Genomic DNA, 14,065 nt, shown 5'->3' on the forward strand with positions numbered 1-14,065 from the left:
CCTATTTGCCCTCTTCTGTGGTTGCCGGGGATTGTGAGGATGTGGAGGCGGACGTCAGCTCGTGCGCAGCCTCAGCCAGCTTTGCGGAGTCAGTGCCCGGACGGTTGGCAACGACCCAACCTTCAGCGTTCCGCTGTGCGGCCAGGCTCAGGGCCAGTGCGCCCGCGGGAACATCCTTGCGGATGACGGCCCCGGCGCCGCTGTAGGCTCCGTCGCCCACGGTCACGGGAGCTACGAAGACCGTGTTGGAACCTGTACGGACGCCCGAGCCGATCACCGTGCGGTGCTTCTTCTCGCCGTCGTAATTGGCCGTGATGTTGCCGCAGCCGATGTTGGTGTCTTCGCCGATCTCGGCATCACCGGCATAGCCCAGGTGGGACAGCTTGGAGCCACGGCCAATGGTGACGTTCTTGGTTTCGTAGAAAGCGCCGATCTTCCCGGTCTCCCCAAGGACAGTGCCGGGGCGCAGGTAGGTGAAAGGCCCCACGCTCGCCTTGGCGCCAATCGTGGAACCGGATCCGTGCGTGCGGATCACCTTCGCACCCTCACCCACGTTCACGTCGGTCAAGGTGGTGTCCGGACCCACGACGGCGTCGCGCGCCACAGTGGTGGCACCGTGCAGTTGGGTGTTGGGCAGCAGACGGACGTCTTCGTCAAGGGTGACGGTGGCGTCGATCCACGTGGTGGCGGGGTCCACCACGGTTACCCCTGCGCGCATCCAGGATTCGATGATTCGGCGGTTGTGCTCGGCACCCAGGGCAGAGAGCTGGATGCGGTCGTTCGCCCCTTCAACCTGCCAGCGGTCTTCAGTGACGACGGCGGCCACCCGGCCGCCTGCGTCGCGGGCCAAGCCCAGGACGTCAGTTAGGTACATCTCGCCCTGCGCGTTGTCTGTGGTGACCTTCGCCAGCGCAGTGCGCAAAACGGCGGCATCAAAAGCGTAGATGCCCGAGTTGACTTCGCGGATGGTCCGTTCGGTTTCGCTGGCATCCTTGTGTTCGCGGATACCGGTGACGGTTCCGTCGTCGGCGCGCAGGATCCGGCCGTAACCGGTGGCGTCGTCCAGCACTGCGGTCAGCACTGTGACAGCGTTGCCCTCAGCCTCGTGGGTTGCCACCAGTTCGCCAAGGAGCTGGCCAGTCAGCAGCGGAACATCGCCGTAGGTGACCACTACCGTGCCGGAAAGCTCGGCGTCGGCATCCAAGGCCTTGAGCGCTACTTCCACTGCGCGGCCGGTGCCGGGAACGTCGTCCTGGTCAACAATCAGCGCTTCCGGGTCAAGCCCTGTGACATGCTCGGCTACGCGGTCACGCTCATGGCGGACCACCAAGGCCAGCTTCAGGGGATTAATGGCACGTGCGGCAAGAAGAGCGTGGCCCACCATGGAGCGGCCGCCGATTTCGTGAAGGATCTTGGGAGTCCGCGACTTCATGCGCGTTCCGGCACCTGCGGCCAAAACGATCACCGCTGCGGGACCGATGGTTTCGGGGCTCACGTACTGGCTCTCCTTGCTCGGTATGTCCCGGGTAACCCGGCTTCGGAATGCTGCAATCCAACAATGGACCCAGGCACCGTGAGAGCCGCTACAGGTACAGAGAAGGAGCGCATTTTCCGACCGTTCCGCCCATAGGATTCGAACCTATACTCCACGGCTCCAAAGGCCGGGGTGCTGCCATTACACCAGAGCGGACCGTGCATGCTTTCGTCCCCCGAATCTTGCGGCCCGGAGGGTTTCCCGGATCACCGGGATGCACACACAAGAAACTAGTTTGCCATGACCACCCTGTGCTTCGCGACTTGACCGCCCCGCGTCTGCTCCGTGACTGGTTCCTCCATCCTCAGGCGGCCCGCCCATCAGCCCTTCCCCAGCCTACTTAGGGCATGATGGTCAGGTGAGCAACCGCACTGAACTCCCCCGGCCGGCTGCTGTGTCCGAGGCCGCAGCACGCGCCACCATTGCTCCCGCAGCGCGCGTACGAATGACCGGGCAGCAGCGCAAATCACAGCTCATAGGCATAGGACGCGCACTCTTCGCCGCCCGGGGCCTGGACGGCACCACCATCGAGGAAATCGCCGCCTCAGCCGGCGTTTCAAAACCCGTGATCTACGAGCACTTCGGGTCCAAGGAGGGCCTGTACCGGCAGGTGGTGGAGACCGAGTTCCGGATCCTTTTGGATTCCATCACCGAGGCCCTCAGCACTGAAGCCAAGCCCCGGGTACTGGTTGAACGCGCCGCCCTGGCCCTTCTGGGATACATCGAAGACCGCACGGATGGTTTCCGGATCCTCATGCGTGATGCCCCGCCCTCGCAGCCCGAGGGCGCCTTCTCCACTCTGCTCTCCCACGTCACCGCCCGCGTGGAACATCTTCTCTCCGACGAATTCGCGCGCCGTGGATTCAGCGCTTCAGACGGAGCAATGTATGCGCAGATGCTCGTCGGTATGGTGGCGATGACCGGCCAGTGGTGGCTCGACAGCCGTACGCCGGACAAGCGCGCCGTTGCCGCGCACCTGGTCAACCTGGCTTGGAACGGCCTGACCGGGCTGCAAAAAGAACCCGGGCTCCGCAGCGAAGGCTAGGTCTATTCCGCGCCCCTTGCACCCAACCGTCTCTCACATCCCACCCCCAAAAACCCAACCGTCTCTCACATCCCACCCCCTTCCGGCCATCCCTCTCTCACATCCCTCGCGCCCTGGCACTTTTGTAAGCTTGGTTCATGACGGCGCCCCAGCTCTATATCAGTTTTCCCGGCTCAGCTCGAGATGCTCTTGGCTTTTACGCCGAAGTCTTCGGTGGTGAACTGTCCCTGCATTCGTACCGGGACTTTGGACGCACGGACGGGCCACCGGAAGCGATTGCCCACGGAGTCCTCAGCGGAGTCGTCTCCCTCAGCGGATCTGACGCAGCGGCTGGCGAGAAGACCGTACAGATCGAAGGGGCCATGCTCTCGTTGCTTGGAGCAGCCGATCCCCACGTTCTCCACGAATGGTTCGACAAACTCGCCGAGGGCGGCCGGATCGTGGACCCGCTCGCGCCAAAACCGTGGGGTGCATCAGACGGCCAGGTTGTGGACCGCCACGGCCTGCGCTGGCTCATAGGCTACGAGCCGGCGTCGTCAACCGACGGGATGTGAGAGAGGGATCGCCCCAAACCCGCGGGATGTGAGAGAGCGTTGGTAATCGGCGGTCAGTGGCGTTTCGCGAAGGAGCGCATCGCGGCGCATCGGGAACCGTAGGTCGCCCCGCGACCGCAGGAGCCCCTATGCGTCGTGTCTAAGCGACGGCGAAACGGCACTGACAGGCCGCAGCACCCCTACTCGCCGAGGATTTCGGCGGCCTCCAGCCACTCCAGCTCCAGGCCCTCTTTCTCCTCGAGCAGCTCCTGCAGCTTGGCGTTGAGCTCCCCCAGGGCATCGAAGTCGCCGGATTCGGACTTAGCGGCCATCTGGGTGTGGAGCTTTTCTTCCTGCTGTGAGATCTTGCTGAGCTGACGGTCGATCCTGTTGAGGTCCTTGCGGGCTTCGCGCTTTTCGGCTTCGCTGGCACCGGAAGAGGCGGCAGTGGACGAGGACCCGGTAGCGGCTGTCGGAGCACCGGAGCCGCCCCCAACGGCGCCCGAGGCCAGTGCAGCTTCACGCAGTTCCAGGTATTGATCCACGCCGCCGGGCAGCCCACGGAGTTTGCCGTCGCCCAAGAGTGCCATCTGGTTGTCGGTGACACGCTCCAGCAGGTAACGGTCGTGGCTGACCACCACCAGCGTTCCCGGCCAACCATCCAGAACGTCCTCGACGGCGGCAAGGGTGTCGGTATCAAGGTCGTTGGTGGGCTCGTCGAGCATCAGTACGTTGGGCTCCCCCACCAGCAGGCGCAGGAGTTGAAGCCGCCGGCGCTCACCGCCGGAAAGGTCCGAAACGGGGGTCCACTGCTTCTCTTTGGTAAACCCGAGTTGCTCCACCAGCTGGCCGGCGGTGAATTCCTTGCCGCCCACACTGAAGGACCGCTTCTCGCGCTCGATGACCTCAATGACGCGAAGATCGGAGACGTCGTCCAGTTCCTTAACGTCCTGGGTCAATACGGCCGTGACCACAGTCTTACCGCGCTTGACCTTGCCCGAGCTCGGTTGGATTTCGCCATTAAGCAGTTTCAGCAGGGTGGATTTGCCGGCGCCGTTGACGCCCACCAGCCCCAGCCGTTCGCCCGGGGCCAGACGCAACGTGATGTTGTCAAAGAGCTTCTGCCCCACGTTGCCGTCCAGGAAGTCCAGCGTCACGTTCTCAAGGTCAAGCACATCCTTGCCCAGGCGTGCGGTGGCCATTTTACTGAGGGCAACGGAGTCGCGGGGGTCGGGAACATCGGCAATGAGGTCATTGGCAGCCTCGATGCGGAACTTGGGCTTGGCGGTTCGGGCGGGAGCGCCGCGCCTCAACCACGCAAGTTCCTTCTTGACAAGCTGCTGGCGTTTGCTTTCGACGACGGCGGCGGTGCGGTCGCGCTCGGCGCGCGCCAAGACGTAGGCGGCGTACCCGCCGTCGAACATGTCCACCATGGCGTCGTGGACTTCCCAGGTGTAATTGCAGACTTCGTCCAGGAACCAGCGGTCGTGGGTAACTACGAGGAAGGCGCCCTGGTTGGCGCGCCAGCGCGTCTTGAGGTGTCGGGCCAGCCAGGCGACGCCTTCGACGTCGAGGTGGTTGGTGGGTTCGTCCAGCATGATGACGTCGTGGTCTTCGATGAGGAGCTTGGCCAGCGCGACGCGGCGCTTCTGGCCACCGGAGAGGGCGTGGACGTTGGCGTGCCAGTCCACATCGCCCACCAGTCCGCCCATGACTTCGCGGATCTTGGGATTGGCCGCCCATTCGTGGTCCGCGCGGTCGCCGACGATCGCAGCGCCCACTGTCAGGTCGCCGTCGAGCACGTCGCCCTGGTCCAGGTAGCCGACGTTGACGTCCCCGCGCTTGGTGACGCGACCGGAGTCCGGCGTCGAGCGGGAGGCGAGCAGGCGCATGAGCGTCGATTTACCGTCGCCGTTGCGGCCCACCATGCCGATGCGGTCGCCATCTTCCAAGCCTAGGGTGACGCCGTCGAGGACAGTGCGGGTCGCGAACGAAACGGTGAGGTTTTCGCCGCCAAGCAGGTGGGCCAATGGGTACTACTTTCTACTGCTGGAATGCGGGGGTACGGGAGCTGGAGGGTACTAAAGGAGGGTATCGGAGATGATCCGGGCGCCGGGAACCGGACCGTGTACGGCCAGGGCATTGTGTCCACGGTGGCCAAGCTCTTCAGCAAGAACCGCGGCTGCGACGGAATCCCGGGCAAGCAGCGCGATGGTGGGACCGGAGCCTGACACCATGCCGGCGAGGGCGCCTCGCGCTTCGCCCAGCCCAATGGTGTCGCGAAGTTGGGGGGCGAGCGTGATGGAGGCCCGCTGGAGGTCGTTGATGAGCACGCGGCTGAGGGTTTCGGGATCGCCGTTCCGCAGGGCCTGGAGGATGGTGGGGTCAACATCAACGGGCTCCGGAATCTCGACGCCTTCGGAATCCCGGAGACCGTCAAGGGTGCGGAATACGTCAGGTGTGGACAGCCCGTAGTCGGCAAAAACCAGCACCCAGTCCATTTGTGCCTTGGCCAGTGCGGGTGAGAGTTCGTCTCCCACACCAAGCCCGACGGCGGTGCCGCCCAGGAGCGAAAACGGAACGTCCGCGCCCAGCTCGGCCGCCAAATGCGCGAGTTCATCGCGTGAGAGGCCGCTGTTCCACAGTGCGTCGCACGCCAACAGGGTGGCTGCGGCATCTGCGGATCCGCCGCCCATTCCACCGGCCACGGGCACACGTTTGGTGATTTCCAAGTGCACGCCTGTTGGCTTTTCAGACACTTCAGCCATGATGGCTGCCGCTTTGTAGGCGAGGTTGCGTTCGTCCAAGGGGATATCCACACCGTCAAGGTCCAGTGTGCTGTCCGGGCTGATGCTGACGGTGATTCCTGGAGTCTCTGTACTTGTGGCAGCCACTTCCTCATACAGGGAGACGGCCAAGTACACGCTGGCAACCGAGTGGTAGCCATCAGGCCGCAACGGGCCTACGCTCAGGGAGACGTTGACTTTGCCCGGGGCTTTGACCCGAACTGTGCGGGCGTGGAAGCGCTCCCGCACGAACGGGAGGCTGCTGGGTTTGCGGCCGCCCGGGTTCATGCGCTCACAGGGTGGCGGGCTTCGGCGATCTTGACGTAGGCGTTGATGTCCAGGACCTCGCCGCGTGCGGTGGGGTCAACACCGGCGGCAACGAGGCACCGTTCGGCTTCGGAGGCGCTCCCGGCCCAACCGGCAAGTGCTGCTCGCAGTGTCTTCCGCCGCTGCGCGAAGGCTGCGTCAATGACAGCGAACACTTGTTCACGGGTTGCATGCGTTTCCGGGGGGTCGTGCCGGGTGAAAGCCACCAATCCTGAATGGATTTTCGGTGCCGGCCAAAACACGTTCATTCCGATCACACCCGCCTTGCGCATGTGCCCGTACCAGGCAGCCTTGACCGACGGAACACCGTAGATCTTGGAACCCGGCGTGGCGGCAAGACGGTCGGCAACCTCGTCCTGCACCATGACCAGGCCGTGCTGGAGGCTAGGGAAATGCTGCAGCAGGTGAAGCACCACGGGCACAGCCACGTTGTAGGGCAGGTTGGCCACCAACGCGGTGGGAGGCAGGGGCAGTTCGGTGACCTTCATGGCGTCCGAGAGCACCAGGTGGAAGTTCTCTTCCGCCTCGGGACGCCAGGCCCGCACGGTCTCGGGCAGTTTTTCCGCCAAGACGGGGTCGATTTCGACGGCGACCACGGTCTTGGCTGCGTCCAGCAAGCCGAGCGTCAGGGAGCCAAGGCCGGGGCCAACCTCCAGCACGGTCTCACCATCGGCTATGTTGGCAGCGGCCACGATCCTGCGGATCGTGTTGCCGTCGATCACAAAGTTCTGCCCCAGCGTTTTGGTGGGGCGTACACCGATTTCTTCGGCGAGCCGTCGGATATCTGTGGCACCCATCAAAGGCGCGACGGCGGCGGGTTCGGAATTCGGTTCAGTCACCTAGGTATCGTATCGCCTGTGCGGGGTCAGGCCGCGTGGGCGCATCCCCAGTCGCTGAGGCCGTTCTTTGCGTAGAGGCGGTTTGCGATGTCAATCTGCTGCGCTTTGGTGGCCAGGCTGGCGTTGGGAGCGTAGGCTCCACCACCGTTTGCCAACCAGGTGGGGCTGGAGAACTGCAGTCCGCCGTAGTAGCCGTTGCCGGTGTTGATGGACCAGTTTCCGCCCGATTCGCACTGCGCAATCCTGTCCCACATGGCTTCGTTCGGGGCGCCGGTGGGGCCGCTGGCTGCGGGTGCCGCTGCGGCGGCTGCTGCCTGGGGAGCGGGAGTGGCAACGGGACGGGCCTTGGTGCCGACGCTGATCTTCTCGGGAACCGGCTGGGTGGCGACGTTGCTGGAGACCAGGGTGCGGGAAGCTTCACGGCCGTCGACGAGGACAAGCTTGAAAGTCTTGACCAACGATCCTGCCACGCCTTCCTGGGTCACCTTCTCTTCGCCTTTGAAGAGCTCCGCGCTGTCGCTCTTCACGCTTTCGAAGGGAACTTCTTCTGTGGCTTCGGCGGTCTTGCTGGTGTCCACGCGGGAGACCTTGATTACCATGTCCTGGACGATCGGAGCATTGCCGGGCTGGGAGATGTGGTCGTTGGCGCCCACAGTAATTCCGGTCTCCTTGAGCACGGTGGCGACGTCGGCCGCCGTCGTGGTGGTGCTGGTGTCCTTGCCGTCAGCTACGACGCTGATGGTCTTGGGCGTGGAGATGGAAACGAACGAGCCGGTTACTTCCAACGACGCTTCCTTGGGCTGGGAGATTTCGGAGGAGCTGGCTACGCCGAGCTCGCTCACAAGGCCTGCAACATCAGGGGCCGTGGTGTTCACGGTCTTCCGGGCGCCGTCCAGTTCGATGGACACGGCCTTGGCCAGGTTGACGTTCACTACTGAACCGTTGTCGACCTTCGCGTCGAGGGCCGGCGAAACGCGGTCCGCGTCCTTCAGCTCGACCTTGGCTGCCTTGACCACTTGGTCAACAGTGCCGCCAAAGGTCTGGATGGAGCTCACTTTGCCGTCCACGTTGAGGGTGACGGTCTTGTTGTTGCCCACGAAGGCCACAACACCAACCACCAGCGCCGCGACTACCAGCAACTGGGTACCTACTTTGAGGAAGCTGAACTTGCCATCCGTTGTGAAGAACTTGATCACGATCGCCCATTACTCTCAGACCATCCGGGCACGGGGAAAAGCGCAAAAGTAATGCCGACCGCAAAACATCAGGGCCAGGCAATACGCCTGGTCCTGCTCTTGCTGCCGGCATCTGCGCCGCCAAAAAACATTCAACTGATTGCCCCGGAATGAACCGACGCAGTTGTCCGAAGGCCTTCCCCGACCCCGGCTACTTGTTTAACACAGTAACCGATCCGTTATAAACGAACCAAGAAACGTGCATACCGGGTATCCAGCCGGGCTGCTGAACCTGGACACCAGAAGGGCCGTTTATGCCCAGGATCCGTAGGCATTCAAGGTATTTTCGGCCAGGCGGGAACAAAGTTCGGACAAGTCATCTCCTGTCACGTCCGCCATGGACCGGACCGTGTAGGGCACCATATAGCTGGCATTTGGCTTGCCACGGTGGGGATGGGGTGTGAGGAACGGTGCATCGGTTTCCACCAGAATCCTGCTTGGCTCGGCGATGGCGAGGGCGGCGCGGAGGTTCCCGGCATTCTTGAACGTCATTGTCCCGGCGAACGACATGTACCATCCGTTCCGGTTGCATATCCGGGCGAGTTCTTCATCTCCGGAGAAGCAGTGGAAAACCACACGCTCGGGAGCGCCTTCTTCGCGCAGAACCTGGACGACGTCGTCGTGGGCGTCGCGGTCGTGAATCTGCAGCGTCAGGTCAAGCCGTTTGGCGATGTCGATGTGGCGGCGGAACGAGTACCGCTGATGCGCCAGTCCTTCACCGTGGGTCCGGAAGAAATCCAACCCTGTCTCACCGATGGCCCGTATCCGCGGATGCCGGGCCAACTCCTCGATCTCGGCGAGCGCGGATTCCAGCTCCCCGCGGGCCGCGTATTCGGGGGCGTCGTTGGGGTGGATGGCCACGGCGCCCAGTAGCCGGGGATCAGCGTCCACGGCCTGCACTGTGAATCGTGACGATTCGAGGTCGCAACCTACCTGCACGGCTCCCTGCACGCCCACCGCTTCTGCGGAGTCCATGGCATCCCTGACGGAGACCTCGATCAGTCCGTGCCTGAAGTCCAGATGTGTGTGGTTATCCATGACGGCTACGGGGAGGGGCTCCGGTGCCGGCGGGTATTCCCGGCGGGAATCTTTTTCTTCTGCTGCATCGGATGGCGCCCTGTAGGGTGCTGGGGCGAGGGAGTTGCACATGCTTCCACCTTAATCGGACTGCGGTCCTCCTTGGGCAACCACCAAGTTGTACACACTAAATTCCACATGGCACATAAATTCCGGAGCACTATGTCAGCGGCGGCCAATGTCTAGGTAGTCTGGAACGGACAAGCGGTCAACAACAACAGCGTTTAGCGAAGATTGCTGTTGCCGAGGCCACGGCTGAAGGGCGATTCATGGAGTCCAAGCAACAAGTCACCGTTGAGCCTCCGCCCGTCCAGGGCGAGGCTTACAGCACCCTGCCACAGGATGGTTCCGGGCTCAACGGGCATAGGCCGCAGGTCATGGACGCGGAACGGTTCCACGATGCCAGCCAGCGCATCCTGGGTTCCATCAATAAGGTCATTGACGGTAAGGCGGACGCGGCAAAGCTCGCCCTGACGGTCCTCCTGGCCCAGGGTCACCTTCTTTTGGAGGACGTCCCGGGCGTGGGCAAGACCCTGTTGGCCAAGACGTTAGCGAGGAGTGTGGACTGTACGGTCTCCCGCATACAGTTCACCCCTGACCTGCTTCCCTCCGATGTCACTGGCGTGTCCATCTACAACCAGTCTTCCCGGCAGTTCGAGTTCCGCCCCGGAGCCGTGTTCGCGAACATCGTCATCGGTGACGAAATCAACCGCGCTTCGGCCAAAACCCAATCCGCGCTGCTGGAATGCATGGAGGAGCACCAGGTAACCGTGGACGGCCATTCCTACCAGCTGGGATTGCCCTTCATGGTGGTGGCCACACAGAATCCCATCGAAATGGAAGGCACCTACCCGCTTCCTGAAGCCCAGCGTGACCGCTTCATGGCTCGGATTTCCATGGGCTACCCGGACAAGGACGCCGAAATCGAGATGCTGGAGACGCATCAGGCGTCCTCGCCCTTGGTAAACGTTACTCCCGTGGTGACCGCTGCCGATGTTGCTGCCATGATTTCCACGGTCCAGCAGGTGTACGTCTCCACGGCCATCAAGGAGTACACGGTGGCCATTGGACGGGCCACCCGGGACAGCGCACGCCTTCGCCTGGGCGCCAGCCCTCGGTCTTTGCTGCAATTGTTGCGTGCTGCCAAGGCCACGGCAGCTTTGGATGGCCGCGATTTTGTCCTCCCTGATGACGTGGTGGACGTTGCCGAATCGGTGCTGGCCCACCGGATCATCCTGGATCGCAAGGCCGCGAGTTCGGGCGATACTCCACAGAGTATTCTTCGGGGCATCTTCGCTTCCCTGCCCGTTGCCCAGGAACCGCCCGGCGCATGGCGCAGGGACAGGCATAGCGTTTAGGAGACACGCCCCAATGGCGCTCATGGATCGGCTTCCCAAGCATTTATTCACCAACCGTGGCTGGGGACTCCTGGCAGCCGGGGCCCTTTCCCTGGGGTGCGCCTACGTCATGGGAAGGCGCGATCTCCTGTCCTTGGCGGTCTTGCTGATTCTCCTGCCATTGGTGGCGCTTGCCGGCGTCCGGGTACTCAAACCAAAGTTCCAGGTGTACCGCGAGTTCAACCCGTCCACGGTGGAGACCTCAAGCACCACCACTGTTCGCCTGGCCATTGCCCGTTCTTCATCTGCCACGGGGCAGGTCATCATGGAGGAGCAGTTGCCTCAGCGTTTCGGGGAGCCTCCCGCTTTCCGTTTTCCGGCCAGGTCAGCGTCAGGTGGCACCAGCCGCTACGAGTATCACCTTCGCTCGGGCAAGCGTGGACAGTTCCGGATCGGTCCGGTCACGGCAGAGTTCAGTGACCCGTTTGGTTTGTCTTTGCGCAGGCACGCAATTGACGACGGCGACCTCCTGACCGTGACGCCTGCCGCCGTCGAACTTCCCGTCACGGGCCTGGCCGGAGCGCGGGGCAATGACGGCGTGACGGCAACCCGCATCCGGGCCAATCCCAGCGACGACGACATTATGACCCGCGAGTATAGGCATGGGGACCCCATGCGACGCGTTCACTGGGCCGCCACGGCCCGCCATGGCCAGCTCATGGTCCGCCAGGAGGAGTCGGTAACCACACCGGAAGCGACTCTCATCCTTGACCAAAGGTTCACCGCCTTTGCCTCCGGAAACGGCTCCGTGTTCGGAAGCCGTGACGAAGATTCGGATTTGGTCACCAGTACCAACTTTGAGTGGACAGTTACGGCAGCGATGTCGATCGCCGCACACTTGGCGGAACGAAGTTATTCGTTGCGGCTCCTTGACTCGTTCGGTGGGCCGGCGTTCCACCGTTCGAGGTCGGCCGCGGATCCTGATGCGGAGGAGTTCTCGGGTGCGGGCGGCCTTCAGGCCATCGCTGAGGCTTTGGCGGCCGTGGAGCTGAACGGCCCCCGGCACGTCAGGCCGGATCACCACCGGGCCGAGATCGGGGACCACAAATCCGGTCCGGAACATAAAGAGGGCACCTCCGGCGCAGCGGGCGCGGAGTCTGCGGATTCTCCGTTCAACGACCACCTGATGGACAAACTCTCGGCGCATCGCCTGCGCGGTCCCCTGCTGGCCTTGGTGGGCAACCTGACACTCGCAGAAGCACGGGCGCTCGCTCCCGCGGCCGGGTATGGCGCCAATGCTTTCGCCATGGTGGTGACCGATGCTTCGCGTAACACCGACCAAGTATTGGAGATCCTGCGCCTGGCAGGTTGGAGAGCTGCGGCAGTCACCTCAAAGACCCGGCTGACCTCAGCCTGGTCTGCCTTCGACGAGGGCGGAATCGTGGCGGCAGCCGATGCCGCCATGGATGTCCGGCGTGGAGCGGCGGTGCCCCGATGACAGCTACATCACACCAAGGCTCCCCCAAAGCGCCGACTCAACCCGGCGGTCCTTCCGGCACACCCGATTCCGGCAAGCCCGCACCCGGCAAGCCGCTACGGCCACGGGCCCCGGGGGCCGGACCATACCCGTGGGTCATGGCGGGATCAGTCTCAGTGGCCGTTCTTGGCGCTGCCCTGTCCCTGAATGGAGTCCTGAGGGGCTGGGCCTGGTTCATGCCGCTGATCACCACCGTGGTGGTGGTCGCACTGGCGCTTGCTGTACTCCGAGCGCTCCGTGCCCAGCCGTTGTTGGTCACTTTGGCCTCATTTGCCTCGTTGGCCGGCATTCTCAGCTTCATTTTCTGCCGCCAGGAAAGCCTGGCGGGGTTCATCCCCACCACCGGAACCTTCACCGCCGTCGGACGCCTTATCAAACGGGCTGCAGAGACAGTGGTGTCCGAAAGTGCGCCTGTAGCACCCAACGCGGGGATCGTCTTTGTCCTCTGCGCTTGCCTGGGCCTCTTGGTGATCTTGATCGATGCCCTTGCCGTTCCCCTGTCCATGCCGGCCGCCAGCGGTATTGGTCTCCTGGCTGTCATGGTGGTCCCGGCAACCATCAAACCCCAGAGCGTGGGCGTCGCCGGATTCATGGGCGCGGCCGTGGGCTACCTGCTCATCCTCGGGTGCAGCCACTGGTTCGCCCCGGATGCGAGGTTGCAGTCGGGTTCAGGACGTGGAGCCGGGCAGTTCAGGCGCTCTGTGATTACAGGCGGCCTGGCACTGGCCTTGACCATGACCGTCCCTGTGGTGATTCCCGGTTTCGAGACCGGCACCTTTCCGCAGGGCTCCCGGCTGAGCCCCTGGGGAACCTCCAATGGGCTCAACCCGATGATCACTTTGGGCAACAGCCTCCGCAGCCCCACCGGTTCGGGACGCATCACCTATGCCACCAGTGCCAGCGCTCCCCTGTACCTCCGCTCCGTGACGGTGGAGAACTTCGACGGCGAAACCTGGGCCCCTGATGATCGGGGGGCGGGTCGCCGGGCGGGCGTGGACAGGATCGAGACCGGATATGCGATCCAAGGCGAGGTGGTCAACGCGGTCACGTCGGTCAATGCGGGCCTGTTTTCCAGCCCTTACCTTCCTGCTCCATTTGCCCCCGCCTCAGTAAACGGCCTTAACGGACGATGGACGTGGGATCCATCAACCTTGAGCATCATGAGCACGGAGACCACCACCCGCGCGCAACGGTATGTGGTTTTCTCCGCAGCTCCCAAGATCACTGCGCAGTCCCTATCTCAGGCCAATGCCGTTCCGCAGGATATCTCCGAGGACTTCCTGAGGGTCCCCGGGAACCTTCCGGATATCGTGCGCCAAACGGCTGATACCGTCACGGCATCGGCTGGCAGCAATTACGCCAAGGCGCTGGCCATCCAGAAGTACTTGCGTTCAGGCGAGTTCACTTATTCACTTCAGGCTCCCGTCCAGAATGGCTATGACGGCAATGGCCTCTCGGTCCTGGCCGACTTCCTTGCAGTGAAGAGCGGCTATTGCGTCCATTTCTCCTCCGCCATGGCGGTCATGGCACGGGCTGAAGGCATCCCCAGCAGGATTGCGGTGGGCTACGCGCCGGGCCGCCTCACGGGTGAATCGGTGGCCTTGGTGGGTCAGGGATCCTTCCCCGAGTACGAGGTTGACGCCCGGGACGCGCACGCGTGGCCTGAGCTGTACTTCGAGGGCCTGGGCTGGGTCCCCTTCGAGCCGACACCTTCCCGCGGCGTTCCTCCGGACTACGCGACGGAAAGTTCGGTAGCCGGCAACTTGAGCACCAACGCCGATGAGAAAGAGGTGCTTACCACCCCCGCCCCCGCTC

At 63.4% G+C, this 14,065-nt stretch carries 11 protein-coding genes and 1 tRNA gene; 5 read left to right on the top strand and 7 right to left on the bottom strand.

What is annotated here, in order from left to right:
- Position 1 precedes the first annotated feature (1 nt).
- Both glmU and EU811_RS18820 read right to left on the bottom strand, forming a co-directional pair.
- Positions 2–1,495 (bottom strand): bifunctional UDP-N-acetylglucosamine diphosphorylase/glucosamine-1-phosphate N-acetyltransferase GlmU, encoded by a 1,494-nt coding sequence (gene glmU, locus EU811_RS18815; protein ID WP_142939833.1) that lies wholly within the window; start codon positions 1,493–1,495, stop codon positions 2–4.
- A 123-nt stretch (positions 1,496–1,618) separates the two neighbouring features.
- Positions 1,619–1,690 (bottom strand) — tRNA-Gln (locus tag EU811_RS18820).
- Between the two features lie 289 nt (positions 1,691–1,979).
- On the opposite strand from EU811_RS18820, the gene EU811_RS18825 reads away from it, so the two are divergent.
- Together EU811_RS18825 and EU811_RS18830 are read left to right on the top strand one after the other, a co-directional pair.
- Positions 1,980–2,579 carry a TetR/AcrR family transcriptional regulator gene (locus tag EU811_RS18825; RefSeq protein WP_142939843.1) on the top strand — a complete coding sequence of 200 codons (600 nt, stop codon included), beginning with the start codon at positions 1,980–1,982 and terminating at the stop codon, positions 2,577–2,579.
- Between the two features lie 137 nt (positions 2,580–2,716).
- Positions 2,717–3,133 (top strand): VOC family protein, encoded by a 417-nt coding sequence (locus EU811_RS18830; RefSeq protein ID WP_142939834.1) that lies wholly within the window; start codon positions 2,717–2,719, stop codon positions 3,131–3,133.
- Positions 3,134–3,312: 179 nt separating this feature from the next.
- On the opposite strand, the gene EU811_RS18835 is transcribed toward EU811_RS18830, so the two are convergent.
- The 5 genes from EU811_RS18835 to EU811_RS18855 form a co-directional block, all read right to left on the bottom strand.
- Positions 3,313–5,142 carry an ABC-F family ATP-binding cassette domain-containing protein gene (locus EU811_RS18835; RefSeq protein WP_142939835.1) on the bottom strand — a complete coding sequence of 610 codons (1,830 nt, stop codon included), beginning with the start codon at positions 5,140–5,142 and terminating at the stop codon, positions 3,313–3,315.
- A gap of 51 nt (positions 5,143–5,193) precedes the next feature.
- Positions 5,194–6,186: a 4-(cytidine 5'-diphospho)-2-C-methyl-D-erythritol kinase gene (locus tag EU811_RS18840; RefSeq protein ID WP_142939836.1), complete on the bottom strand. Its 993-nt coding sequence runs from the start codon at positions 6,184–6,186 to the stop codon at positions 5,194–5,196.
- Positions 6,183–7,064, bottom strand: a complete 882-nt coding sequence (gene rsmA, locus EU811_RS18845; protein ID WP_142939837.1) for a 16S rRNA (adenine(1518)-N(6)/adenine(1519)-N(6))-dimethyltransferase RsmA — start codon at positions 7,062–7,064, stop codon at positions 6,183–6,185. Before rsmA ends, EU811_RS18840 begins: the two co-directional genes overlap by 4 nt.
- A 26-nt stretch (positions 7,065–7,090) precedes the next feature.
- Positions 7,091–8,260, bottom strand: a complete 1,170-nt coding sequence (locus EU811_RS18850; protein WP_142939838.1) for a resuscitation-promoting factor — start codon at positions 8,258–8,260, stop codon at positions 7,091–7,093.
- 291 nt (positions 8,261–8,551) lie between these two features.
- Positions 8,552–9,448 (bottom strand): TatD family hydrolase, encoded by an 897-nt coding sequence (locus tag EU811_RS18855; RefSeq protein ID WP_142939839.1) that lies wholly within the window; start codon positions 9,446–9,448, stop codon positions 8,552–8,554.
- A gap of 197 nt (positions 9,449–9,645) precedes the next feature.
- Between EU811_RS18855 and EU811_RS18860 the strand changes: the two genes are divergently transcribed.
- From EU811_RS18860 to EU811_RS18870, 3 genes are all read left to right on the top strand, one after another.
- Entirely contained in the window at positions 9,646–10,734 is a 1,089-nt protein-coding gene (locus EU811_RS18860) for an AAA family ATPase (RefSeq protein ID WP_142939840.1), read from the top strand.
- A 13-nt stretch (positions 10,735–10,747) separates the two neighbouring features.
- The gene (locus EU811_RS18865) at positions 10,748–12,211 is read left to right on the top strand and encodes a DUF58 domain-containing protein (protein ID WP_142939841.1); all 1,464 of its coding nucleotides are present in this window, start codon (positions 10,748–10,750) and stop codon (positions 12,209–12,211) included.
- Positions 12,208–14,065: transglutaminase family protein (locus EU811_RS18870; protein ID WP_142939842.1), on the top strand; the 1,858-nt coding region annotated here is incomplete at its 3' end. The genes EU811_RS18865 and EU811_RS18870, both read left to right, overlap by 4 nt.

Source organism: Arthrobacter sp. TS-15, assembly GCF_006964045.1.
Lineage (GTDB): Bacteria > Actinomycetota > Actinomycetes > Actinomycetales > Micrococcaceae > Arthrobacter.